Source organism: Mesorhizobium sp. W067 (genome assembly GCF_054719525.1).
On the sequence record NZ_JBTTII010000001.1, the window covers coordinates 5,131,057 to 5,153,976 of the forward strand.

A 22,920-nucleotide genomic window follows, 5' to 3' on the forward strand; every position below is an offset into this window, starting at 1 on the left:
CCGTGACGTTCCTGCCCGGGTGACAGACCACGGCAGCAGCATGGCGCCGACGTCGAACGCGTCCTCGTGCAGCGTCGGCTCCAGTTCGGGGCGGACGCCGGCCCCTGTTTTCGGGAAATCTCAAAAGAATTTCGCGCCGCCCGGGAATAAAGGGATGTCCTGATGGGTCTCGTTGTTAGCGGGGCCAATTTCCCGGCACGCACCCAAGAAACGAAAAAAGGATCTACCGAAATGACCAAGCTCGCTCTCAGCGTGGCTGCCATGCTGCTTGCCTCAACCGCTGCCTTTGCCGGCAGCGACCATGGCGGCAACAACTCCAATCAGCCGGTCGCTACCGTTGACACCAATGCCACTGCTTCCATTTCCCCCTCCCCGCGCCAAGCCGGCGTCGACACCATGGTGACGACCGGGCCGCGCCAGGGGTCGGTTCAGGACATCATCACCAGGCACAACAACGACGGCATCTGGGGCCGCTGAAGACACCCTTCCGAACATCTTCTCTTACCACTCACGATGGAGAGCCAAACCTTTGGCTCTCCATCATCACCCCATAAGGCTGCAGGAGATCACCTATGTTCACGATGACACGTCGCACGTTGCTTGGAACCACGCTCGCCGCGACCGCCTTCGGTCTGGCCGGCAAGCTGGAATTCACCCGTCCCGCCTTCGCCGAAACGTCGGTCGAGCCGACCGTCGGCTTCTACAAATACAAGGTCGGTGATATCGAGGTCACCGCCATCTATGACGGCATCTGGCGCAAGCCGCACGACCCGGCCTTCATCAAGGATGTTTCCGTCGAGGACACCAAGGCAGCGCTTGCCAAGGCCGGCCTGACGACAGACTTCATGCCCATCCCGCTCACCGTCGTCGTCCTCAAGATGAACGGCAGGCTGATCATGATGGATGCCGGATCGGGCGTCGGCCAATGGCAGACCAATGCCACCCATCTGCCGGCCAACATGGCCGCCGCCGGCATCGACTATAAGACGATCGACACCATCATGATCTCGCATTTCCACCCCGACCATGTCTGGGGCCTGATGGAAAAGGGGACCGATGCACCGGTGTTCCCCAATGCCGAGCTGATCGTCAACGCCACGGAATACAATTGGTGGACCGACCCCAGCCGGCTGGCCAAGCTGCCGGAAGGCCGCAAGCCGGCGGGCAAGCGCATCGCCGAAAATTTTCCGAAATGGAAGAACTGGAAGCTGGTCAATGACGGCGCCGAAGTCGCACCCGGCATCCAGATCATCGCTGCGCCCGGCCACACGCCGGGACATTCGGTCTACCTCGCCAACTCCGGCAAGGAACAGCTGATGATCTCGGCCGACACCATGTATGTGCCCGCCCTTCTGGCGCCGCATCCGGAGTGGCAGGGCAGTTACGACCAGGACGGGCCGACCGCTATCGCCACCCGCCACAAGATCATCGACCGGGTGATCGCCGACCACATCCGCATTTCGGGTTCGCATTACCCGTTCCCCGGCACCGGCGTCTTCGTGAAAGACGGCAATGCCTATGGTTTCACCCCAGTTCAGATTTGAGCGCGAGCTCCAACCCAAGCGAGAAAGATGATGAAGCAATCCTATCTGGGCAAGCACGCCCTGTTTGGCCTGCTCGGCGCCATTGCCGTGCTGACCGTCGTTCCCGTGGCCACTATCATGCCGGCCTATGCGGTCGACGACATCGAAGGCACCGATGCACCCGACCTCACCGCCGTCCAGGCCAAGATCGCCGTCAAGGACTACAAGGGCGCGCTGGCCGATCTGCGTGATCTCGCGCAGGACAACCAGCAGGCCGACGTCTACAACCTGCTCGGCTTCACACTGCGCAAGACGGGCGATTTCGCCACCGCGCTGACCTACTACAACAAGGCGCTGGAGCTGAAACCCGATCACAAGGCCGCCCGCGAATATCTGGGCGAACTCTATGTAGAGACCGGCGACATGGCCAAGGCCAACGAGCAGCTGGCGTCGCTGCAAAGATTGTGTCCCGCCGGCTGTGAAGAACTCGAAGACCTCCACAAGGCCATCGACACCAAGGTGACCAAGTAAAACCAGGCAGGCGCTGCAAGGCGCCTGCCCCTTTCCCATCGCCTGGAGCCAATCGTGACAACGACACAAACCGCTTCGAAACTATATCTCGCCGACTTGACCCTGCTGATGGGTCGCCTGCTGCTCTCATTGCTCTTCGTGCATGAAAGCCTGGAGCTGGCGACGCATTTCGCCGGTGCAGCCAAGGCGATGACGGCGCTCGGCGTCAGCCTGCCGCTTTTGATAGCCACCATAGCGCTGCAGCTGGGAGCTGGCGTTTCGGTCGGCCTTGGTCTGCTGACGCGTCTGGGCGCGGTGGCGCTCGGACTTTTCTGTTTGGCAACGGCAGCTTTGTTCCACACCAATTTCGCCAACCAGAACGAATTGCTGCATTTCGAAAAGGATCTCGCAATAGCGGGCGGCATGTTCGCCCTGGCCATAGCCGGCGCCGGCGCGATATCTCTCGACAGGGTTCTGAACGGCCTCGTGAAGCGCCGGCAACAGGACAGAGAGACGGTTGCGGCGCTCATAGCGGCCGGTAGGCCTCTCTCGGTTGGCGAAATCAAGCTTCCATTCTAAATCGCCAAGACGCCGGGTCTCATATCAACCCGCCCGCCCGATCCGAACGCTACAAACGCCTCGGGCGACCCCTGATGACGAAAGCCGTTCACGGCGGGTTGTTTATCGACGTCCGCTTATCGGCACGGATAGGAACGCCCTATCGGCCGATATGAGGCGCATACCGGTCAAAACCACCACGAACCGAACGGTTTGAGTGCTGCCTCCAGGAGCAACGCTCAACCGTTCCCTTGGATCATGGGGCGCGCCGCCTCCGCAAAAATCAATGAATCCAACGCACACTTGTACCCGTCGACGTCAGTCAGCCAGTGGCCAAAGCTCGCTCCACTGCTTACGGGCATATTGCCTTGCGCAAGAGCATTTCGCCTATGGCCATCTAATACATTGAAATTCAAACGAAAATGGCGCACCCGACAGGATTCGAACCTGTGACCTCTGCCTTCGGAGGGCAGCGCTCTATCCAGCTGAGCTACGGGTGCCTTCAGGGAACCTGAAAACGAACCAGCCGATAGGCCGGCCAGCCACGGCTTCTTAGCGGAAGCCGCGCCGGGCTTCAACGGGCAATTGGCGTGGCGATATTTTCGAAGCCACCTTGCGCGGCCTGGCAAGTTCGCGTCCGCCCTGCAGCCTCAGCCCGGGACTCACCCCGCCACCTCCACCTTCGCCACCCGCCTGCGCACCCTGCGCGGCGCCCGCTTCGCCTTCTTCGCGCCCATCAGCTCATGCATCGCGTCCAGCTGCATCTGCTGCATTTCAGCCAGCCGCGTCCATTGGCGCGAGATCAGATAGTCGAGCTTTTCGTGCAAATGGCGCACTTCCAGCTCGGCTTTCAGGTTCACCCGGTAGTCGTTGAACGAGCGCAGGCGGTCCTTGGCCTCCGTCCGTCTCTGGCTCATCATGATGATCGGCGCCTGGATGGCGGCGATGCAGGAGAGCAGCAGGTTGAGCAGGATGAAGGGGTAGGGGTCGAAGGCGCTGCTCACGCCCGCGATCAAATTGATGCCGATCCACACCGCAAGCACGCTGCCGAACGAGATCAGGAACCACCAGCTGCCGCCGAAAGCCGCCATGTTGTCGGAGACGCGGTCGGCGAACGAGCGGTGCTCCTCGAACTCCTCTTCCGAGTTTTCCGAAATCGTGTCCTGCCTGGCGATCGATTCGACCACCTGGCGGTCGAGCTCGGAGAATTCGCCATGCTCCTGCTGCAGCAACTCCTCCATGTAGCGCATGCGGTAGCGGCCGAGCTCTTCGCGGCTGATGCGGGCGCCGCGCGGCAGGTCGGGATGGTCGGAGCGGATGCGGTCGGCCAGGCTTGGCCGCAGGTCGTCGATGCGCACCAGGTCGCGCTTGCGGAATTTGCGGCCCGATATCGCCGATGGTTTCCGCTTCGGCTTCAGGCGGCCATGGGGTTCGGAGTCCGGCACATCGGGCGCTTCCAGCGCCTCGTCGGCAGCCAGTTCGGCGTCGTGATCGCCGATGGGCGGCGCCTCGAAATACTCGCCGCCGCTGTCGTTTTCATTGGCGGCCTGTTCGGATGGTTTTGGGCTCATGATGCCGGCTCCTGCTGTCGCGCCCACGATACGCCAAGCCGGCACGCCATAGCCACTGTGGCGGTGAAGATTGGGGGCTTGTGCAAGCGCTTGTGATGAATGCCTGCTGCAATTGCCTGTGGCGGCGCAGCCCCCGGGGCCTCGCTCGCCTGCTGCTCGGCAACCAGACCGCCGAAGTGCTGTTGCGCCTGCTGCAGAGTTAAGATGAGGCAGCGATCCTTCACGACCCCCCCTCTGTCCTGCCGGACATCTCCCCCTCAAGGGGGGAGATCAGATGTCGCCATGGCTTCGCCAAACACGAAAAAGAGGCGAGACGCCGAAGCTGCTAATCTCCCCAGTTGAGGGGGAGATGGCCGGCAGGCCGGAGGGGGGTGCTGTCCCGCCGGCGTTTCAGAGTTCCTCCACCCAACGACGGGTTCTATTGCGGCGGTAAACCAGGCAACTGCGACCCCTGCGCCGGCAAACCAGGCGGCGGCAGGCCGGGCGACGCGGCCGGCTGATCTCCCGCAAACATCAGCCGCGTCTTCGTATCGGCCATGGCGGGCGACAGACTGCGCTGGATCAGCGCTTCGACATGGTCGTTGCGCTGCCTAGCGCTGTCGGCGCCCATCACCACGACGATCAGATGCCGGCCGTCGGCATTGTAGGAGGTCACGATGTTGTAGCCGGAGGCCCTGATATAGCCGGTCTTGATGCCGTCGACGCCGCGCACCCGGCCGAGCATGTCGTTGTGGCCGCGCACCAGCCGGCCGCGGAACATGAAGTCGCTTTCGGAGAAATAGTGGAACTGCTGCGGGAAGCGGGCGCGCAGCGCCATCCCCAGCGTCGCCATGTCGCGCGCCGATGTGTGCTGGCCATCGTTGGGCAGGCCCGATGCGTTGCGGAAGACGGTGCTGCTCATGCCGATCTGGCGCGCCTTCGAGGTCATCATGGCGGCGAACTGGTCCTCCGAGCCGCCGAGATATTCGGCCACCGCCACCGCCACGTCATTGGCCGACTTGACCACGATCGCCCGGATCGCCGAATCGACATCGATGCTCTCGCCGCGCTTGAAGCGCAATTTGGTCGGCGGCTGCCGGGCGGCATTGTCGGAGACCGGGATCTGCGTTTCCTTCGAGACGCGGCCGGACTCCAGCGCCTCGAACAGCAGGTACAGCGTCATCATCTTGGTCAGCGACGCCGGATAGCGTTGCGCCCTCGAACTGACTTCGAACAGCGTCTTGCCACTGCCGGCATCGATTACGATGGCGGCATATTTTTCCTGCGGCGCCGGCACCGCCAGCACGCTGTCGGGCGGCGCGGTGGTGCTGCAGCCGGCCATGAAGACAACCAGCAGGAGGGCTGCGAGAAATTTTTGGACGAGGGAGGGGAAATGGAAGTTTGGCAAGGCAAGTCCGGCGTTGCTGAGAGGGCCGGAACCTAGCCTAACCCATTGTGTTCGTCCATTTGGTTAACGGCGGAGCTGCCGATGACGCTGCCAATCTCCCCCGCAAGGGGGGAGATCAGATGTCGCTTCGGCTTCGCCAATCATCGGCGCTGAAACGGCAACCTCGACATCCGCCCACCCGCCCCGAAATCGCCTGCTTCCTGTCCTGTTTTGCCTGCGGGGTCGCGGTGCTGCTATAGAGGCGGCAATTGCTTGGGGGATTTGACAATGACCGGTGACATCGGCGCGGCTGCGCCATCTCTTATCAGGGCTTCGCTCAGCCGCACCGGCAAATGGGCCGGCAGCGTCGCTTTCATCGGCGGCGCTGCTTCCGACATCCTCAATCCGCTGGCGCCGTTCGCCGCCTATATCGCGCTGGTCGCTTCGGTTGCCGCCGCCGTCATCGCCATTGCCATCGTTCTGCGGCTGGTGCTGGCCGCCAAGGCGCTGCCGGCGCTGATCTTTGCCACCAGCGCTGCCGCCGTCGCCGGCGGCGTCTATGGCCTGCAGCAGCAGACCAATTCGCAGAACGGTGTGATCGCCGGCCTGGTGCCGGCCATCGCCCAGTTGCAGCAGCAGATGGGCATCGTCTCGGCCAGGGTGGCCAGGATCGAGCAAACGGTAACCGAGACGAAGCTGGCGGTCGACCAGGTCAAGCAATCGACCGACGCGGTGGCGAAGAAGACCGAGGAAATTGCGTCGACCCAGCAGCAGCAGGCTGAGCAGGGCGCGCAGACGCAAAAGTCGGTAGAGGCGGTCAAGCAGACGACCGAAACGCTCGCTGCCGGCCAGCAGAAACAGGCCGAGCAGGCGGATAAGCTTCAGGCGACCACCGAGCAGATCGCCGCCTCGATCGACACCATCGCCAAGGGCTTTGCCGCATTGGCCGCGCAGGGCGGGACGATCGCCGAGCCGAAGCGGCCGGACGAATTCTATCACAATGCCCGCGTCTACGAGCTTTCCGGCGACATGCTGAATGCGCGGCGCTCCTATCTCGCTTTCGCCGGTTTCGACGTCGACGCCGTCGATCCCTACACACGCTTCGCCACCCTGCTGCGCGTGCAGGACGGCAAGGCCGGCGCCCGCGAAGTGTTCGGCGCCCTGGCCGACAAGGCCAAGGCACTGTCGATCAAGCTGGTCCATATCCTGCAGTTCGACGATGCCCAACGTCTCGACAAGCTCAACGCCTTCATCGCGGCCAATCCGGATTTCGCACCGGCCTATTACCTGCTCGCGCAGGAGTTTTCCGAGGATCGCCTCGGCGTCCAGTCGCTGTCCGACAAGCGCAGCGAGGCCGAGGCGCTGACCAGGTTCGTCTCCTATGAAAAGGAAGGCGGGCTGCTCAAATATTTCGTCGACCAGACGCAGCTCGCCGACTGGCTCGACCGCAGCCGTACCCGCCTGACGGCGCTTGGCGACGTGCTCGACCCAGCACGCTTTGCCCCGACGCTGACGCCGATGCGCTCCAATGCCGGCTGGACGATCTCCATCTCGCTGCCCGAGGCCGCGACCGGCATTTCCTGGCGCATGGGTGTGTCAGGTCCGTTCACCGACACCGGGCTGATGGCGATGAACGACCAGCGCACCGGCAAGCCGATGCCCAATCCGAGCTTCGAATTGCCCGACAGCACCACGGCCACCACCATCGGGGTCAAATATCTCGATCTCAGGGGCCGCGAGACCGGGCCGTTCGACATAAGTTTCGATCCGGACGCGGCGCTGCAACAGGGCAACAAACAGATCCTCGACCAGTTCTGGACGTCGTGGATCGCCTTCGACGCCAGCGGCAATCACGGCCTGGTCTATTTCTCCCAGATGCTGTCATTCCGCTGCGGCATCAAGGAGGTGCGCTACAGCCTGAACGGCACGGCGCTCGACAAGGAGATCAAGCTGCCGCCTTGCGACAAGAAGGACCCCTACGCCATTCCTTATGACTACCAGCCTTACTTCAAGGTCGCCGACAACGTGACATCGATGGCGGTGCAGGTCACCTACACCGACGGCACCAAGTCGCCGGTCCGGGAGTACAAACGGCAGTAGGCGTCCACCCTTCCCCTTGTGGGGAGGGTCGATCCGCGTAGCGGATCGGGGTGGGGGTCCTTGTCGGGCGCTACCCCCGCCCCGTCGAACAATCTCCGCTTCGCGTCGAGCGCTCGCCGACCCTCCCCACAAGGGGGAGGGTAAAAATCGCCCTGATGCAAAATGCCGGTCGCTGTGCTTGCGCATCCCTCGCGGAGCGGGTTTGTTCGCTGCCATCAGAATCAGCAGGTGCGCGGATGGATACGGTCACGATCAAGGCAAAGGGCATTTCGGTCACGCTCGATCTCACTGTCGGCCATATCGCCGACATGACGGTCGACAGCGATGGCCGCCAGCTGAAGCCGCTGCACCGCGCGCCCTGGATCGATGCCGGCGAGACGCTGCCGCCGGATCTGCCTCAAGGCACGGTGCGGCTGTCTGGCGATTTCCTATGCGCACCGTTTTCGGCCAGCGACATCGAGGCCGCCCCGCTGCATGGCTGGCCGGCCAACAGCGCCTGGGATGTCACCGCCAGCGAAGCGACATCCGACGGCTGGCGGGCCGTCTTCCGGTTGCGCCGCACGGTGATGGGCGCGACGGTCGACAAGATCTTCACGCTCCGCAACAGTCATCCCTTCCTCTATCAGGAGCATGTCTTTTCCGGCGGTTCCGGCGCTGTCTCCGCCGCCCACCATCCGATGGCGGCGATGCGCGATGGCGGCCGGCTGGCCTTTTCGCCGAAGCGCTTTGCCGGGACACTGGACGCACCGCTGGAGCCCGATCCGGCCCGCGGCCGCTTCAAGCTTTCCTATCCCGCCCGCTCGACCGATCTGACGCGCTTTCCAGCCACTGGCGGCGGCACGCTCGATCTCACCGACTACCGCATGGAGGATGAGCGCGAGGATTTCATCACCCTGGTCGAAGCCGATCATGACGGTCCGGGCTGGACGGCGCTGGCGCGCCGGGCCGAACAGGATCTGGTGCTGGTGCTGAAGAACCCGGCGGAGCTTCCGGTCACCATGCTGTGGTTCAGCAATGGCGGCCGCGACTACGCGCCGTGGAGCAGCCGCCATCGCGGCGTGCTCGGCATCGAGGACGGCCGCGCCGCCATCGGCCATGCCGCATCGATCGACGACAATTGGCTGAAGCGCGAAGGGGTCGCGACCGCTTTTACCCTCGGCGGCGAAGTCTCCTTCCGCCATGTCATCGGCGCGCTGCCGCAGGCAAACGGCGAGCCGCCGCGCGCTATCGGGACAGCCTCAGGTCACATGCGTCTCACCGGAGCCGATGGTTCGACCCGCGATGTCAGGTTCGACAGCGATTTCCTGCGGATCGGCCAGCCCGGCTGATTTTCGAACGCTGGCCCTGCCCCTCACCTGCCTGCCGGCATCCTCGACACACGGCACATGGAGCTTGTCCGCCGCACCGCCGCGCCAACCAATCTGCTTGGCGCTGCGGCGGACGCATAGGGGGAGAAGTGTTACCCATCTATCGGCTGGACACCGGCAGGGCGACGAGGGGCGGCGCTGACGTGGCGGATGTCGTGAGATTGCCCAAATCGCGGTTTGAAATTTCCTCAAACTGCCGACAAGATGCAAAGCATAGCTGGAAGCGCCCAATGTCCGAAATCGCCCATCTCGCCGCCACCATCTTCAAGCGCGCCGGCAAGGCGAAACGCTTCATCGTCGCCATTGCCGGCCCGCCCGGCGCCGGCAAGTCGACGCTCTCGGCCGGGCTGCATGATCTGCTGCCGGAGGGCGCGGCTGAAGTCGTGCCGATGGACGGCTTCCACTATGACGACATCGTGCTCGACCAGCGCGGCCTGCGGCCAAGAAAGGGCGCGCCGGAGACTTTCGACTTCGCCGGCTTCGAGACGCTGTTGAAGCGCATCCGTTCGGGCGAGCCAGACATCGCCATTCCGGTGTTCGACCGCAGCATGGAATTGTCGCGCGCCGCCGCCTCCATCGTTGCCGCCGAGACCAAGTTCATCCTGGTCGAAGGCAATTACCTCCTGCTCGACGAGGAGCCGTGGTCGCGGCTGGCGCCGCTGTTCGACTTCACCATCTTTGTCGATGTGCCGCGGGCCGAACTCGAGCGCCGCCTTCTGGTGCGCTGGCACGAGCATGGCCGCTCCGACGAAGACGCCCGCGCCTGGATCGCTTCCAACGACATGCCCAACATCGATCGCGTGCTCGGCCGTCGCAGGTCCGCCGACCTGGTTGTTGGCGATCCCGCATAGTTCGCTGGACTTCGGAACGGGAACCTTAAGACTTACAGGTCGTTATCCCTCATCGGCAATCGTGCCGCCGTGAGGGAACCGTCAGATGGCAACCAAGGCAAAAACACCCGCCAAGAGCAAGACCGCTCAACCCAAAGCCAGGCAGGCAAAGGCCACGCAGGCCAATGCAGGCGCCGGCCCGGCGATCGCCGAGCGGTCCAAGGACGCAAAGCCGGCTTTCGGCAAAGCGGCGCCAAAGAAGGTAGAACCGGTCGCGACGGCGAAGGTGGCGGTGAAAACCGCCAAACCCAAGAAGCCGGCAAGCCGCGGCTCGATGGCCGGCGGGGCCATGCGCACGGTGAAGGCGACCGCCAATGTCGCCGCTGGTGCGGTGGCGGCGACAGCCAGGGGCGCCGCGTCGCTCGCTGCGTCCGTCATCGGCAAGGGCGGCTCGAAAAGCAAGGCCAAGGCGAAATAGACCTGGTTGCTTCGGCCGGCCGAGGTCAATTCCTGGCGGGAATGGTCAGGCCGCGCTGCACCGCGGGCCGCGCCAGCCCGCGCTCCAGCCATGCCGCGACGGTGGGGAAGTCGTCGAAGCCGACGAGTTCTCGCGCCTCGTAGAAGCCGATCAGATTGCGCACCCAGCCCAGCATCGAAATGTCGGCGATCGTATAGTCGTCGTCCATGATCCAGGTTCGACCCTTCAGCCGCGTCTCCAGCACCCCGATCAGCCGCCGCGATTCATTGCGGTAGCGATCCAGCGGCCGCTTGTCGGCGATCTCGCGCCCGGCGAATTTATTGAAAAACCCGACCTGTCCGAAAATCGGTCCGATCGCCGCCATCTGGAAGAACACCCATTGGATGGTCTCGTAGCGCCGCGCCGGATCGGCCGGGATCAGCTTGCCGGTCTTGTCGGTGAGGTAGAGCAGGATGGCGCCGGATTCGAACAGGCCGAGCGGCTTGCCGCCCGGCCCGTCGGGGTCGATGATCGCAGGTATCTTGCCGTTCGGGTTCAGTGACAGGAATTCCGGTGTCCAGCTCTGGTCCTTGCCGATATCCACCAGATGCGCCTCGTAGGGCAGGCCGAGTTCTTCCAGCGCGATCGAGACTTTCACCCCATTCGGCGTCGTCGCGGAATAGAGCTGCAGACGGTCGGGGTGGCTGGCCGGCCAGCGCTTGGTGATCGGAAAGACGGACAGGTCGGTCATCGAAAGCTCCGGTCGGGAATTTGGCGCGGTCTCGCGCCGTTTGGCGGGTTGCGAAGGATTATCCTCGGCGTCTTTGCCGATCAACCGGCCGACGGTGCGCACACCGTCTTCGCAGTCATTCAGGGCCAGTCGCTCAGGGCCAGTCGCTTGCCGTCAGACCGCCTTGAACGCCACCACGGCATTGGTGCCGCCGAAGGCAAAACCGTTGCTGATCGCCGCGCGCACCTTGCGCTCGCGCGCCACATTCGGCGTGATGTCGAGATCGCAGTCGGGGTCGGCCTGCCGGAAATTGGCCGTCGGCGGCACGATGCCTTCGCGGATCGCCATCACGCAGGCGATCATTTCCAGGCCGCCCGAGGCGCCGAGGCAATGGGCATGCATCGACTTGGTCGACGACACCGACAGCTTGTAGGCATGGTCGCCGAAGACGCGCTTGATTGCCGCCGTCTCGATCTGGTCGTTGGCCTTGGTGCCGGTGCCGTGGGCGTTGAGATAATCGACGTCCTCGGGATTGAGCCCGGCGTCCGCCAGGCAGGCGCGCATCGCCGCCGTCGGTCCCTCGACTGTCGGCGCGACGATATCGGAAGCGTCGGCGGAAAGGCCGGCTCCGGCAAATTCGGCCAGAATGGTAGCGCCGCGCGCCATGGCGTGTTCATACGTTTCCAGCACCGCCATTCCAGCACCTTCGCCGAGCGACAGGCCCTGGCGATCGGCTGAGAACGGCCGGCAGGTATCGGGCGCCAGCACCCGCAGGGCCTCCCAGCCCTTCAGGATGCCCCAAAGCAGCGGCGCGTCGGTGCCGCCGGCGACCATGACATCGGCGCGGCCGAGCCGGATCTGGTCGACCGCCGAGGCAAAGGCATGATTCGACGACGAACAGGCCGAAGTGACGCCGAACACCGGCCCGCGCAGGCCGAGATTCATACTGACATGGCCGGACGCCGCACTCGGCATCACTTTTGGCACGGTGAAGATGCCGGCCCGGTTCTTGCCGTCGACCAGGATGGCGCGGTAGTTCTCCTCGATCGCCTCCCAGCCGCAGACGCCGACGCCGACGACCGCGCCCATCCGGTAGGTGGTTGCTTCATTCGACGTCAGGCCGGCATGCTGCATGGCTTCGCGCGCGGCAATCGTCGCCAAAAGGCTGAACCGGTCCATCGACACGGTCTGCTTGTGGCTGATGCCATGGTCGGGCAGCGTCTTGATTTCGCAGCCGACCTTGACCTTCAAATCATGCAAACCGGGATTGCTGATTTGACCGATGGCCGATCGGCCGGCCCGCATTTCGTTCCAGATTGCAGGCGCATTGGCGCCGAGCCCGCATATGCCGCCGATGCCGGTAATGACGACGCGCTTTTGCATTCAGCTCAGGCTTTTTTCGCAATCAGCGCGCGAACAGCCTCAACCATATCGCCGACATTCTTGAGATTGCTCCAGGCATCGACCGTGTTCATCTCGATCTCGATGCCGTACTGCTCCTCGAGATCGAAGATGATCTCGGTCAGTTCCAGGGAATGGATGCCAAGCGCGGTCAATTCCGTATTGGTGGTGATCTCTTCGCCACCGGGCTCCGCATGTGCCCTGATCTTGGCGATGATTTCCGTTGCCAGCTCGTCAGCCATTCGATTCCTTCCCCAATTTTATAACGTCGCGGTGCCGATTGGTTGGCGCCCCTGTTGCCCGGACTGAAATCGCCGTCGCCTTCAAAAACCCGCCAGGCGCAGCATGACCGTTCCAAAGAGGCTCCCTCTATAGAAACGGAAACGCTGTCAAGCAACAAGCTATATCAACAAGCACCATATCGACAAAGCGCCGGGAGTGCTTAACGTTAGCGCCGTGGATACGTTGCAGCATGTCTTGATCTCAGCTCTTCCGGCCCAGCGCGCGGCCGGGGCGGCCCGGCTTGCGTGCGGCGTCAGGGATGGACGCACCCGGCTTTTGCGCCTCTATCAGGACGGCTCGGCCAAAATCCGCATGCCGGCCGTTGCGGCCGATCCGCTCGAAGCCGTGCTCATCAACACCGCCGGCGGTCTGACCGGCGGCGATCGGCTCGGCTGGGAAATCGATGTCGGGCCAGGTGCCTCCGCCTCGATAACCACCCAGGCCTGCGAAAAGATCTATCGTGCCGCTAGCGACCGCGCCGAAGTTCGGGTGAAGCTCAGCGTCGGCGCGGGCGGGCGTATCGCCTGGCTGCCCCAGGAAACCATCGTCTTCGACCGCTCGGCCTTTGCCCGCACGCTCGAGGTCGAGCTTGCCGCAGGCGCCGAGGCATTGCTGCTTGAAGCCACCATATTCGGCCGCCTCGCCATGGCCGAAGAGGCCGCGCACGGCCATTTCCACGACCGTTGGCGTGTCCGCCAGGATGATGCGCTCGTTCATGCCGAGGATTTCCGCATCGGGCCGGCTATCGCGGCAGCACTTGGCCGCCCGGCGGTCGCCGGCGGCGCCATTGCCGCAGCGACGCTGCTGATGGTCTCGCCGCAGGCAGAAGCCTTGCTCGAACCGGCCCGCGACATCATCGGCGCCGACGGCGATGCCAGCGCCTGGAGTGTCAAAAAATCTGGCAAGCTTCTTGCGAGGCTGTTTGCCGAGGACGGCTACCAGCTGCGCAAGCGGCTGGTTCCGCTGGTCGAACTGCTCAACGGGCGGGCGGGTCTGCCCAAATTATGGTCACTCTGAGCCAAATCCAAGCCAAATCCAGGAAAGCGCATGAACCTGACGCCGCGTGAAAAGGACAAGCTGCTCATCGCCATGGCGGCGATCGTGGCGCGCAAGCGGCTGGAACGCGGCGTCAAGCTCAATCACCCCGAAGCGATCGCGCTGATCACCGATTTCGTCGTCGAGGGCGCCCGCGACGGCCGCCCGGTCGCCGAACTGATGGATGCCGGCGCCCATGTCATCACCCGCGCGCAGGTGATGGAAGGCATCGCCGAGATGATCCACGACGTGCAGGTCGAGGCGACCTTTCCCGACGGCACCAAGCTGGTGACCGTTCACGAACCGATCAGGTGAGGAGAAAAACGATGCTGGAGCTGCGACCGAATTGCGAATGCTGCGACAAGGACCTGCCGCCGGAAGCGGCGGACGCGCTGATCTGCACCTTTGAATGCACCTTCTGCGCTGACTGCGCTGAACATGTGCTGGGCGGCGTCTGCCCGAACTGCGGCGGCAATTTTTCCGCACGCCCGATCCGCCCAGTGGAGAAACTGATGAAATATCCGGCCTCGACTCAACGCGTGCTCAAGGCCGAGGGCTGCGGCCCGCGCAAGGCTGCGTGATTGTTTTCGTGACTTCGAAGGGAAGACCGATGATCTCTGCTTCAACCAAACGCACCACGCTTGCAGCGATCCTGCTGCTGGCGGCGGCGATGCCCGCCTATGCCCATGTCGGCATCGGCACGACCTCGTCCTTCGCGGCGGGCTTCGCGCATCCGCTGTCCGGCCTCGACCATATGACCGTCATGGTAGCCGTCGGCCTGTGGGCGGCGCTCAAGGGCGGCAAGGCAATCTGGGCCTGGCCGCTGGCCTTTGTCGGCGTCATGCTGGTCGGCGGCGCGCTCGGCATGCTCCACGTGCCGGTGCCTTTCGTCGAACCGGGCATCCTTGCCTCCGTCGTCGCGCTTGGCTTGCTGGTGGCGTTGGCGGTCGATCTGCCGGTCTCGGCCGGAGTCGCCATCATCGGCCTGTTCGCGCTGTTCCATGGCCATGCCCACGGCACCGAAGTGCCGGAAAATGCCGGTGGACTTGACTATATGGCCGGCTTTGCCGTTGCCACCGCACTTCTCCATGCCATGGGCATCGCTGCCGGCCTTGGCCTCGGCATGCGCTTTCGCGGGCTTGCCCGCGCCGCTGGCGCCGCTTGTGCTGCAGTCGCCGTTGGCCTGGTCTTCGGCGTTTTGTGAGGCTAACGATGATTCCCGGCGAAATCATCACGGCAAGCGGCGACATCGAGCTCAACAAGGGGCTGCCGACGGTGACGCTGAAGGTGGCCAACAGCGGCGACCGGCCGATCCAGGTCGGCAGCCACTACCATTTCTTCGAGACCAATGAGGGGTTGAAATTCGATCGCGACAAAGCGCGCGGCATGCGTCTGGACATTGCCGCCGGCACCGCGATGCGCTTCGAACCGGGACAAGAGCGGGACGTCACGCTGGTGCCGTTCGGAGGAAAACGCGAGGTCTACGGTTTTCAGCAGAAGATCATGGGCAGGCTGTGAGATCGACGGGGTCGGGCGCCCTGAGGTCAGTTCGACGGCCTGGCCGCCGCGTAGATGACGATTCTTGCCGAGCCGTCGAATTCCACCGCAAGGACGTCTTCCGTAAGCACGCGCCGCGAATCGATGGCGTTGAACAGCAAGGCGTTGGCGTCGATCTCCTTGCGCAGTTCCGCAATGTCATCCTGATGCTGTTCGACCTTGCTCTCGACCGCCGGCGGCGGGCCGCCTTCGCTGCGCGCCGCGTCGGTGAGGAAGACGATATCCACAGTATCGAGCTTGGACGTCTTGCGCACGGCGCCGATGTTCTCACGCGTCCGCTCGATCGCGGTGATGATCTTGTTGGTCTGTGGTTCCGTCCGCGCCTCCTCCTGCCGGACATCGGAGCCGACGATCCTGTTGACGGTGTCGGCCCGGTTGACGGCGTCAGCGCTTTCAAGACCTTGCGCGGCTTGCGGGCCGAAAGCTGCGAGAAATGTGCAGGCAGCAAGGCTCTGGAGCCATCTGGTGTCGGCAAAGACAGGCATTGCTCGCTCCTGGTGGACTTTTCTGTGCAACGCCGTTCGGCGCCAAAGGAACGAAACGCCTCCTGTCGGGCGAAGGTTCCCTGTGGGCTGGCGGGCCGGGTGCCGGCCCGCCAAGCGCTTCTTTCAGCTTGCCTTCTTGGTGACAAGGGTCAGCGCGCCATCGGTGGTCATGCTGGCGGCGACCACCTGTGCCGAGGTGAGCCCCTTGGCTTCGAGCGCCGACTTGATCTGCGGCGTCGCGTCGATCGAAGAGCGCAGTTTCTGCAGCCCGGCATCGCCACGCTGGGCGATCACCTGATTGACCTGCGTCTGGGTGGCCTTGGGCAATTCGCTGATATCGACGATGTTGACCTTCTGGATCGCCGGCGCCGCCGGCTGAGCGCTGGGCGCCGCCGGCTTCGGTTGCGGCGTGGGCTGCTGCTGGGCGCCGGCTACGGTTGCGGAGGCCAGCGTGGCTGCGGCTGCAAGAACGATGATTTTGCGCATGTATTTTCCTTTCATCGATTTGGCCAAGGGTTTGGCAAACGGGCGGTTTGGGGTGGCACGGCCACCTCAACGGCCAAATGGGATCAGAAGGTGTCGCCGAGCGGGTCATTGCATGACCATTGGATGGCGACGATGTGGAGTTCGGCTGCGGCCGGACTCTCGTTTGGGGAGCATTGACTGATGGCTAGAATTACCCGCGCCGCCTACGCGCAGATGTATGGCCCGACGGTCGGCGACAGAGTGCGCCTGGCCGATACCGAGCTGTTTATCGAGGTCGAAAAGGACCTCACCGTCCATGGCGAGGAGGTGAAATTCGGCGGCGGCAAGGTCATCCGCGACGGCATGGGCCAGAGCCAGGTGTCGCGCGCCGGCGGCTCGGTCGACACCGTCATCACCAACGCGCTGGTGGTCGATGCCACGGCCGGCATCTTCAAGGCCGATATAGGTCTCAGGGACGGCCGCATCGCGGCGATCGGCAAGGCCGGCAATCCCGACACGCAGAACGGCGTCACCATCATCATCGGCCCCGGTACAGAGATCATCGCGGGCGAGGGCAAGATCCTCACCGCCGGCGGCTTCGACGCGCACATCCACTTCATCTGCCCGCAGCAGATCGACGAAGCGCTGATGTCGGGCATCACCACCATGCTCGGCGGCGGCACCGGCCCGGCGCATGGCACGCTGGCCACCACCTGCACACCGGGACCCTGGCACATGGCGCGCATGATCCAGTCCTTCGACGCTTTCCCGATGAACATCGGCCTGTCCGGTAAGGGCAACGCCTCGCTGCCGGCAGCGCTGGAGGAAATGGTGCTGGGCGGCGCCTGCTCGCTGAAGCTGCACGAGGACTGGGGCACGACGCCGGCGGCCATCGACTGCTGCCTGTCGGTTGCCGACGACTACGACGTGCAGGTGATGATCCACACCGACACGCTGAACGAATCCGGCTTTGTCGAGAACACCGTCGCCGCCATCAAGGGCCGCACCATCCACGCCTTCCACACCGAGGGTGCCGGCGGCGGCCATGCGCCTGACATCATCAAGGTTTGCGGCCTGCCCAACGTCATCCCGTCCTCGACCAACCCGACCCGGCCCTACACCGTCAACACGCTGGCCGAGCATCTCGACATGCTGATGGTCTGCCATCATCTGTCGCCGTCGATCCCCGAAGACATCGCCTTTGCCGAAAGCCGCATCCGCAAGGAGACCATCGCGGCGGAAGACATTCTGCATGACATCGGCGCCTTCTCGATCATCTCGTCGGACTCGCAGGCAATGGGCCGCGTCGGCGAGGTGGCGATCCGCACCTGGCAGACCGCCGACAAGATGAAGCGCCAGCGCGGGTCATTGCCGCAGGAGATCGGCAACAACGACAATTTCCGCGTCCGCCGCTACATCGCCAAATACACCATCAACCCGGCCATCGCGCATGGCCTGTCCAGGGACATCGGTTCGATCGCGGTCGGCAAGCGCGCCGATCTGGTGCTGTGGAACCCAGCCTTTTTCGGCGTCAAGCCCGACATGGTGCTGATCGGCGGCATGATCGCCGCTGCCCCGATGGGCGACCCCAACGCCTCTATCCCGACGCCGCAGCCCATGCACTACCGCCCGATGTTCGGCTCCTATGGCAAGGCCAGGACCAATTCGTCGGTGACCTTCGTTTCGAAGGCCGCGCTGGAGTCCGGCCTGCATGGCCGGCTCGGCGTCGACAAGCAGTTCGTCGCGGTCGAAAATACCCGCGGCGGCATCGGCAAGCATTCGATGGTCCTCAACGACGCTACGCCGCATGTCGAAGTCGACCCGGAGACTTACGAGGTGCGCGCCGATGGCGAGCTACTGACCTGCGAGCCGGCAAGCGTGCTACCGATGGCGCAGCGGTATTTCCTGTTTTGAGGCGAGGGGCGATTTGATCGACCCGGCAAATTCCATTGCGAGCCGGTCGGTGCCGCCGCAATATGCGGCTCAAAGAAACCGCGTAGCAGGTCATGGCCACCGAAATAGCCTCCGCCCACGACATCTTCCCGCATATCCGCATCGTCATGGGCATGGTGATCGGACTTGGCGTCGCTCGCCTGCTGTCGGGGGTGGCGCGAATCGTCCAGCATCCCGGCCAGTACAGGCTCTATCCCGTGCACCTCGGCTGGGTCGCCTCCATGCTGTTGCTGCTGGTGCATTTCTGGTGGTGGGAGTTCGGCCTCTACACCATAGAGGTCTGGACTTTCGGCAAGTACCTGTTCCTGATCTTCTACGCCATCACGCTGTTCCTGCTGTGCGCGCTGCTGTTTCCGGATTCGATGCTCGACTACACCAGCTACGAGGATTTCTTCTATTCGCGTCGCGGCTGGTTCTTCGGCCTGCTGGCGACGACCTATCTGCTCGATGTCGTCGACACGCTGCTGAAAGGTCCCGAGCATTTCGCCCGCTACGGCAATGAATATCTGTTCCGAACGCCGGTTTTCGTGGTGTTGTGCATTGCCGCCATACTGGTGCGTGACCGCCGTTTCCACATCGCCTTCGTCGTGGGCACGCTGATCTATCAGATATCGTTCATCCTGCGGCTCTTCGACACCATCGTCTGAACAGTGGCTATGGTTTAGGGTCGCAGGAAAGAGGGTTCAACCATGTACAAGGCCATCGGATCGCGTGGATCCCGCGTCAGCCGCGTTCTGTGGATGCTCGAGGAACTCGGGCAGCCCTATGAATTCGTCGAGGTCAAATTGCGTTCGCCCGAAGCCTATGCGCTCAACCCGTCGGGCAAGGTGCCGATCCTGATCGATGGCGAACTGACGGTGACTGATTCGGCGGCAATCTGCGTCTATCTCGCCGACAAGCACGCCGACAAAGGCATGGGCGCCAATCCAGGTGTGGCCGGACGCGCCGAAATGGATTCCTGGATGCATTTTGCCCAGTCCGAGTTCGAAGCGCCGCTGTGGAACAAGCTGCGCCACCGCTTCCTGTTGCCGAAGGACGTGCGGGTCGATGTCGGCCCCGCCGCCGCCTACGATTTCGCCTCGGAGGCCAAGGCGCTCGACGGCCGGCTGGGGGATCGGGAGTTTGCGCTGGGCGACCGGTTTTCCGCCGTCGACGTGCTGTTGGGCGACATGGGCGGCTGGGCCCGCGCCGGAAAATTTCCGATCGAATCCGAGCGCGTCAACGCGTATTTCGACCGCGTCCTGGCGCGGCCTGCCCGTGCGAGAGCCCAGGCTAACGGTGGAGCCATGCGATGAAACTCAACCTGAACACCGACTTCACCAAGTTCCCCCGGGCCGTCTCGGTGGTGCCTGCCGGCACTGCCGGAACTACGCCGCCATCCGGCCGTGCCGTCCTGCCCCATGACGAGCGTCATTTGCGCCGCCGCGCCATTGAGCTTGCCGACGGCAGCAAGGTGCTGGTCGATCTGCCCGAGCCCGTGACCTTGAACGATGGCGACCGGCTGGTGCTGGAGGATGGCGGCCAGGTCGAGATCACCGCGGCACCCGAAGAGGTCTATGATATCCGCGCCCGCGATGCGGTGCATCTGACGGAGCTTGCCTGGCATATCGGCAACCGCCATCTGGCGGCAGCGATCGAGCCCGGCCGCATCCTGATCCTGCGCGACCATGTCATCAAGGCTATGCTGGAAGGGCTGGGCGCCACGGTCCGCGAAGTCTCCGAACCGTTCAAGCCGGTGCGCGGCGCCTATTCCGCCCAAGGTGCGCATGGTCACGATCATGGCCATGCGCATGCGCACGCCGAAGCGCATTCCCATGATGGACGTTCCCACGCACACAGCGAGTCGCATTCGCACAGCCATTCCCATGACGGGCACCATCACGATCATGACTGACCAGCCATCCGGCATCGCTTTGCTGCGGCTCATGGCGTGGCTGTCGCCGGCCTTTCCGGTCGGCGGCTTTGCCTACAGCCATGGCCTCGAACGCGCCGGGCAAGACGGGCTGGTTGCCGATACCGCCAGCCTCGCCTTCTGGCTGGAGACGCTGGTCGAGATGGGCTCGGGCTGGAACGACGCCGTGCTCTTCACGGAAGCCTGGCGCCGCGCCCGCGACGGCGGCGATCTCCATGAAATTGCCGATCTCGCCGAAGCGCTGGCCGGCTCGCGTGAGCGTCACACCGAAACCATGCTGCAAGGCGCCGCCTTCCTGAAAGCGGCAGCGGCTTGGGCGAATCCGGTGTTGGGCCGCCTGCCGGCCGAATGCGCCTACTGTGTCGCCGTCGGCGCCGTTGCCGGCGGCAACGGCATCGCGCTTCAGGACGCGATGTCGGCCTTCCTGCAGGCCTTCTTCTCCAACCTCGTCCAGGCGGCGATCCGACTCGGAATCGTCGGCCAGACGGACGCTATGGCCTTGCTCGCCGGCTTCGAGCCGTTGGCGCTGTCGACGGCCGCGCGCGCCGCCGGCTCGACATTGGACGATCTCGGCGGCTGCGCCTTCATCTCCGACATCATGGCGATGAAGCACGAGACGCAGTATTCCAGGCTGTTCCGCTCATGATCGTCCTCGCCTTCGCCCTCTCGGCCGTCCTGCTGCTGATCACCGCGCTGCATGTCTATTGGGGCCTTGGCGGCATCTGGCCGGGCAGGGACGGCGTCTCCTGCGCCCACGCCGTCGTCGGCTTTCGCGGCGTCGACGAGATGCCGACGCCGTTTGCCTGTCTCGCCGTTGCCGCGTGCCTGTGCCTCGCAACCCTGTGGCCGCTGGCGCTGACCGGGGTCTTCGCCACCCCCTTTCCAAGGGAAGGCCTTGCCGCCACAGCGCTGCTCATAGGGCTGGTCTTCCTCGGCCGCGGCATTGCCGGCTTCACGCCGTGGTGGCGCCGTCTGGCGCCGGAACAGCCTTTTGCGCGGCTCGATGTCAGCTTCTATTCGCCGCTCTGCCTGTTGATCGGGCTCAGCTTCGCCATCCTCGCCATCACGGAGTTTTTCGGCATGACGGATTTTTCGCTATGACTCAGGCCAACGGTCCCCTGCGCATCGGCATCGGCGGTCCCGTCGGCTCCGGCAAGACGACGCTAACCGAAAAGCTCTGCAAGGCGCTGCGCGACGATTTCTCCATCGCCGTCGTCACCAACGACATCTACACCAAGGAAGACGCCATGATGCTGGCTCGCCTGCAGGCGCTGCCTGAGGACCGCATCGTCGGCGTGGAGACCGGCGGCTGCCCGCACACCGCCATCCGTGAGGACGCCTCGATCAATTTGCAGGCGATCGCCGGGCTGAACAGGAAATTCCCCGATCTCGACATCGTCTTCATCGAATCCGGCGGCGACAATCTTGCCGCCACCTTCTCGCCGGACCTTGCCGACCTGACCCTCTATGTCATCTCGGTTTGCCAGGGCGAGGAAATCCCCAGGAAGGGCGGGCCGGCGATCACCCGTTCCGATTTCCTGGTCATCAACAAGAGCGATCTGGCGCCCTATGTAAACGTCAACCTCGATGTCATGGAGAGCGACGCCGCCCGAATGCGGGGCAAGCGCCCGTTCGGCTTCACCGATCTATCGCGCGGCAAGGGACTGCAGGAAGTCATCGACTTCATCGTCGAACATGGCGGGCTGCAGTCGGCCCGCTCGGCGGCCTGACCCAGTACTTACCGGTTGCTGGTCGGCATTGGGCGCGGCATTCTCGGGGAAATGGAGGATTTTTTGATGAGCATCGCCCGTTTGCAGAAAGAGCCGCTGACCAACCTGCCCTATTATGAGGAGCGCGTCGACCTTGCCGCCGCCTTCCGCTGGACGGCGCGGCTCAACATGCATGAAGCCGTGGCCAACCACTTCTCGCTGTCGGTCAACGAGGCCGGCAGCAAATTCCTGACGAACCCCAACCAGGTGCATTTCTCGCGCATCAAGGCGAGCGACCTTTTGCTGATCGACGCCAACGATCCCGAGACATTGTCCGGCCCGAATGCGCCCGACCCGACCGCCTGGGGTCTGCACGGCGCCATTCACCGCAACGTGCCGCATGCGCGCTGCGCCATGCATGTGCATTCCATTCATGCCACTGTGCTTGCATCGCTGGCCGACTCGACTCTGCCGCCGATCGACCAGAACTCGGCCATGTTCTTCAACCGCCACGTCGTCGATGCCCACTATGGCGGGCTGGCCTTCGAGGAGGAAGGCGAGCGCTGCTCGCAACTGCTCACCGACCCTAAGGTCAAGGTGATGGTGATGGGCAATCACGGCGTCATGGTCATCGGCGACACCGTTGCCGACGCCTTCAACCGCATGTTCTATTTCGAGCGTGCCGCCGAGACCTACATCAAGGCGCTGTGGACCGGCCGTCCGCTGCGCACGCTCTCCGACGCCATTGCCGAAAAGACCGCCAGCGAAATGGACGACTATCCCGGCCAGGCGGAGCGTCACCTTGCCGAGCTGAAGGCGATCCTCGACGAGGAGGAGCCGGTGTACCGCAGCTAAGCGACCATCCGTGCTTCTCTCGTTTACGCTACGCACTCACCTTCTGTGATTTGTTATGACTGATCGGCGTAAGGTTGATTGCCAGGTGGTTCCCCCAATCCGTCGCTGCTTCGCAGCGCCACCTTTCCCCCTCCGGAGGGAAGGAAGGGAGCCTTTCTGGACGAGCGTTTGACGGCAAAAAGCTTGGCGCCTTTCCTCTACCCCGTCGATCGGGGGGTCCGAAGGACGGGCGAGACCCGTGGCTCGCCCCGGCA

General features: G+C 63.8%; 28 protein-coding genes and 1 tRNA gene. 21 read left to right on the forward strand and 8 right to left on the reverse strand.

Translation table 11 applies throughout. The features are described 5' to 3' along the window. Positions 1-231 precede the first annotated feature (231 nt). From ACYG97_RS25125 to ACYG97_RS25140, 4 genes are all read left to right on the forward strand, one after another. Complete coding sequence (locus ACYG97_RS25125) at positions 232-477, forward strand: DUF680 domain-containing protein (RefSeq protein WP_023670610.1); 246 nt, start codon at positions 232-234, stop codon at positions 475-477. A gap of 95 nt (positions 478-572) precedes the next feature. Continuing rightward, positions 573-1,544 carry an MBL fold metallo-hydrolase gene (locus tag ACYG97_RS25130; RefSeq protein WP_023699249.1) on the forward strand — a complete coding sequence of 324 codons (972 nt, stop codon included), beginning with the start codon at positions 573-575 and terminating at the stop codon, positions 1,542-1,544. 30 nt (positions 1,545-1,574) lie between these two features. Then, positions 1,575-2,054, forward strand: a complete 480-nt coding sequence (locus ACYG97_RS25135; protein WP_023732701.1) for a tetratricopeptide repeat protein — start codon at positions 1,575-1,577, stop codon at positions 2,052-2,054. 108 nt (positions 2,055-2,162) lie between these two features. Beyond that, positions 2,163-2,612 (forward strand): DoxX family protein, encoded by a 450-nt coding sequence (locus tag ACYG97_RS25140; protein WP_023699247.1) that lies wholly within the window; start codon positions 2,163-2,165, stop codon positions 2,610-2,612. Between the two features lie 402 nt (positions 2,613-3,014). Here the strand turns inward: ACYG97_RS25140 and ACYG97_RS25145 are convergent. From ACYG97_RS25145 to ACYG97_RS25155, 3 genes are all read right to left on the reverse strand, one after another. Next, positions 3,015-3,091, reverse strand: a tRNA-Arg gene (locus tag ACYG97_RS25145). 162 nt (positions 3,092-3,253) lie between these two features. Continuing rightward, positions 3,254-4,162 (reverse strand): DUF1003 domain-containing protein, encoded by a 909-nt coding sequence (locus ACYG97_RS25150; protein WP_023732699.1) that lies wholly within the window; start codon positions 4,160-4,162, stop codon positions 3,254-3,256. A gap of 418 nt (positions 4,163-4,580) precedes the next feature. Next, positions 4,581-5,483: a D-alanyl-D-alanine carboxypeptidase family protein gene (locus ACYG97_RS25155; protein ID WP_084023678.1), complete on the reverse strand. Its 903-nt coding sequence runs from the start codon at positions 5,481-5,483 to the stop codon at positions 4,581-4,583. Positions 5,484-5,816: 333 nt separating this feature from the next. On the opposite strand from ACYG97_RS25155, the gene ACYG97_RS25160 reads away from it, so the two are divergent. The 4 genes from ACYG97_RS25160 (at position 5,817) to ACYG97_RS25175 (ending at position 10,303) form a co-directional block, all read left to right on the forward strand. Further along, positions 5,817-7,628 (forward strand): methyl-accepting chemotaxis domain-containing protein, encoded by a 1,812-nt coding sequence (locus ACYG97_RS25160; protein WP_023732696.1) that lies wholly within the window; start codon positions 5,817-5,819, stop codon positions 7,626-7,628. Between the two features lie 236 nt (positions 7,629-7,864). Then, positions 7,865-8,956: a hypothetical protein gene (locus tag ACYG97_RS25165; protein WP_023732695.1), complete on the forward strand. Its 1,092-nt coding sequence runs from the start codon at positions 7,865-7,867 to the stop codon at positions 8,954-8,956. Between the two features lie 269 nt (positions 8,957-9,225). Then, positions 9,226-9,846 carry a nucleoside triphosphate hydrolase gene (locus tag ACYG97_RS25170; protein WP_023689152.1) on the forward strand — a complete coding sequence of 207 codons (621 nt, stop codon included), beginning with the start codon at positions 9,226-9,228 and terminating at the stop codon, positions 9,844-9,846. 85 nt (positions 9,847-9,931) lie between these two features. Next, the gene (locus tag ACYG97_RS25175) at positions 9,932-10,303 is read left to right on the forward strand and encodes a hypothetical protein (RefSeq protein WP_023732694.1); all 372 of its coding nucleotides are present in this window, start codon (positions 9,932-9,934) and stop codon (positions 10,301-10,303) included. A gap of 25 nt (positions 10,304-10,328) precedes the next feature. Here the strand turns inward: ACYG97_RS25175 and ACYG97_RS25180 are convergent, their stop codons facing one another. The 3 genes from ACYG97_RS25180 to ACYG97_RS25190 form a co-directional block, all read right to left on the reverse strand. Beyond that, positions 10,329-11,033 carry a glutathione S-transferase family protein gene (locus ACYG97_RS25180; RefSeq protein ID WP_023732693.1) on the reverse strand — a complete coding sequence of 235 codons (705 nt, stop codon included), beginning with the start codon at positions 11,031-11,033 and terminating at the stop codon, positions 10,329-10,331. A gap of 153 nt (positions 11,034-11,186) precedes the next feature. Next, entirely contained in the window at positions 11,187-12,395 is a 1,209-nt protein-coding gene (locus ACYG97_RS25185) for a beta-ketoacyl-[acyl-carrier-protein] synthase family protein (RefSeq protein WP_023683604.1), read from the reverse strand. 5 nt (positions 12,396-12,400) lie between these two features. Then, positions 12,401-12,655 carry an acyl carrier protein gene (locus ACYG97_RS25190; protein WP_023671226.1) on the reverse strand — a complete coding sequence of 85 codons (255 nt, stop codon included), beginning with the start codon at positions 12,653-12,655 and terminating at the stop codon, positions 12,401-12,403. A gap of 235 nt (positions 12,656-12,890) precedes the next feature. On the opposite strand from ACYG97_RS25190, the gene ACYG97_RS25195 reads away from it, so the two are divergent. From ACYG97_RS25195 to ACYG97_RS25215, 5 genes are read left to right on the forward strand one after another with little or no spacing between them, the layout of a single operon-like run. Further along, positions 12,891-13,712, forward strand: a complete 822-nt coding sequence (locus ACYG97_RS25195; protein WP_081839797.1) for an urease accessory protein UreD — start codon at positions 12,891-12,893, stop codon at positions 13,710-13,712. A 30-nt stretch (positions 13,713-13,742) separates the two neighbouring features. Continuing rightward, entirely contained in the window at positions 13,743-14,045 is a 303-nt protein-coding gene (locus ACYG97_RS25200; RefSeq protein WP_023732691.1) for an urease subunit gamma, read from the forward strand. An 11-nt stretch (positions 14,046-14,056) separates the two neighbouring features. Beyond that, the gene (locus ACYG97_RS25205; RefSeq protein ID WP_023732690.1) at positions 14,057-14,311 is read left to right on the forward strand and encodes a DUF1272 domain-containing protein; all 255 of its coding nucleotides are present in this window, start codon (positions 14,057-14,059) and stop codon (positions 14,309-14,311) included. Positions 14,312-14,340: 29 nt separating this feature from the next. Beyond that, positions 14,341-14,934 (forward strand): HupE/UreJ family protein, encoded by a 594-nt coding sequence (locus ACYG97_RS25210; RefSeq protein WP_023689154.1) that lies wholly within the window; start codon positions 14,341-14,343, stop codon positions 14,932-14,934. A gap of 8 nt (positions 14,935-14,942) precedes the next feature. Then, positions 14,943-15,248: an urease subunit beta gene (locus ACYG97_RS25215; RefSeq protein ID WP_023671231.1), complete on the forward strand. Its 306-nt coding sequence runs from the start codon at positions 14,943-14,945 to the stop codon at positions 15,246-15,248. A 26-nt stretch (positions 15,249-15,274) separates the two neighbouring features. Here the strand turns inward: ACYG97_RS25215 and ACYG97_RS25220 are convergent, their stop codons facing one another. After that, a complete protein-coding gene (locus ACYG97_RS25220) occupies positions 15,275-15,772 on the reverse strand; it encodes a hypothetical protein (protein ID WP_023689155.1) in 498 nt (165 codons plus the stop codon). 123 nt (positions 15,773-15,895) lie between these two features. Beyond that, the gene (locus ACYG97_RS25225) at positions 15,896-16,258 is read right to left on the reverse strand and encodes a hypothetical protein (protein ID WP_023671233.1); all 363 of its coding nucleotides are present in this window, start codon (positions 16,256-16,258) and stop codon (positions 15,896-15,898) included. A gap of 180 nt (positions 16,259-16,438) precedes the next feature. Between ACYG97_RS25225 and ureC the strand changes: the two genes are divergently transcribed. From ureC to ACYG97_RS25265, 8 genes are all read left to right on the forward strand, one after another. Next, entirely contained in the window at positions 16,439-18,151 is a 1,713-nt protein-coding gene (ureC, locus tag ACYG97_RS25230; protein WP_031261934.1) for an urease subunit alpha, read from the forward strand. A gap of 92 nt (positions 18,152-18,243) precedes the next feature. Further along, a complete protein-coding gene (locus tag ACYG97_RS25235) occupies positions 18,244-18,837 on the forward strand; it encodes a hypothetical protein (protein ID WP_023732688.1) in 594 nt (197 codons plus the stop codon). Between the two features lie 42 nt (positions 18,838-18,879). Next, positions 18,880-19,485, forward strand: a complete 606-nt coding sequence (locus ACYG97_RS25240; protein WP_023683600.1) for a glutathione S-transferase family protein — start codon at positions 18,880-18,882, stop codon at positions 19,483-19,485. Then, the gene (gene ureE / locus ACYG97_RS25245) at positions 19,482-20,084 is read left to right on the forward strand and encodes an urease accessory protein UreE (RefSeq protein ID WP_023683599.1); all 603 of its coding nucleotides are present in this window, start codon (positions 19,482-19,484) and stop codon (positions 20,082-20,084) included. Before ACYG97_RS25240 ends, ureE begins: the two co-directional genes overlap by 4 nt. After that, positions 20,077-20,748 carry an urease accessory protein UreF gene (locus ACYG97_RS25250; RefSeq protein ID WP_023683598.1) on the forward strand — a complete coding sequence of 224 codons (672 nt, stop codon included), beginning with the start codon at positions 20,077-20,079 and terminating at the stop codon, positions 20,746-20,748. The genes ureE and ACYG97_RS25250 overlap by 8 nt, the downstream gene beginning before the upstream one ends. Then, positions 20,745-21,203, forward strand: coding sequence for a DUF3995 domain-containing protein (locus ACYG97_RS25255; protein ID WP_023732687.1), 459 nt, complete (start codon positions 20,745-20,747; stop codon positions 21,201-21,203). Before ACYG97_RS25250 ends, ACYG97_RS25255 begins: the two co-directional genes overlap by 4 nt. Beyond that, positions 21,200-21,832, forward strand: coding sequence for an urease accessory protein UreG (ureG, locus tag ACYG97_RS25260; protein ID WP_023671240.1), 633 nt, complete (start codon positions 21,200-21,202; stop codon positions 21,830-21,832). The genes ACYG97_RS25255 and ureG overlap by 4 nt, the downstream gene beginning before the upstream one ends. A gap of 66 nt (positions 21,833-21,898) precedes the next feature. After that, complete coding sequence (locus ACYG97_RS25265) at positions 21,899-22,666, forward strand: class II aldolase and adducin N-terminal domain-containing protein (RefSeq protein ID WP_023732686.1); 768 nt, start codon at positions 21,899-21,901, stop codon at positions 22,664-22,666. Positions 22,667-22,920 lie beyond the last annotated feature (254 nt).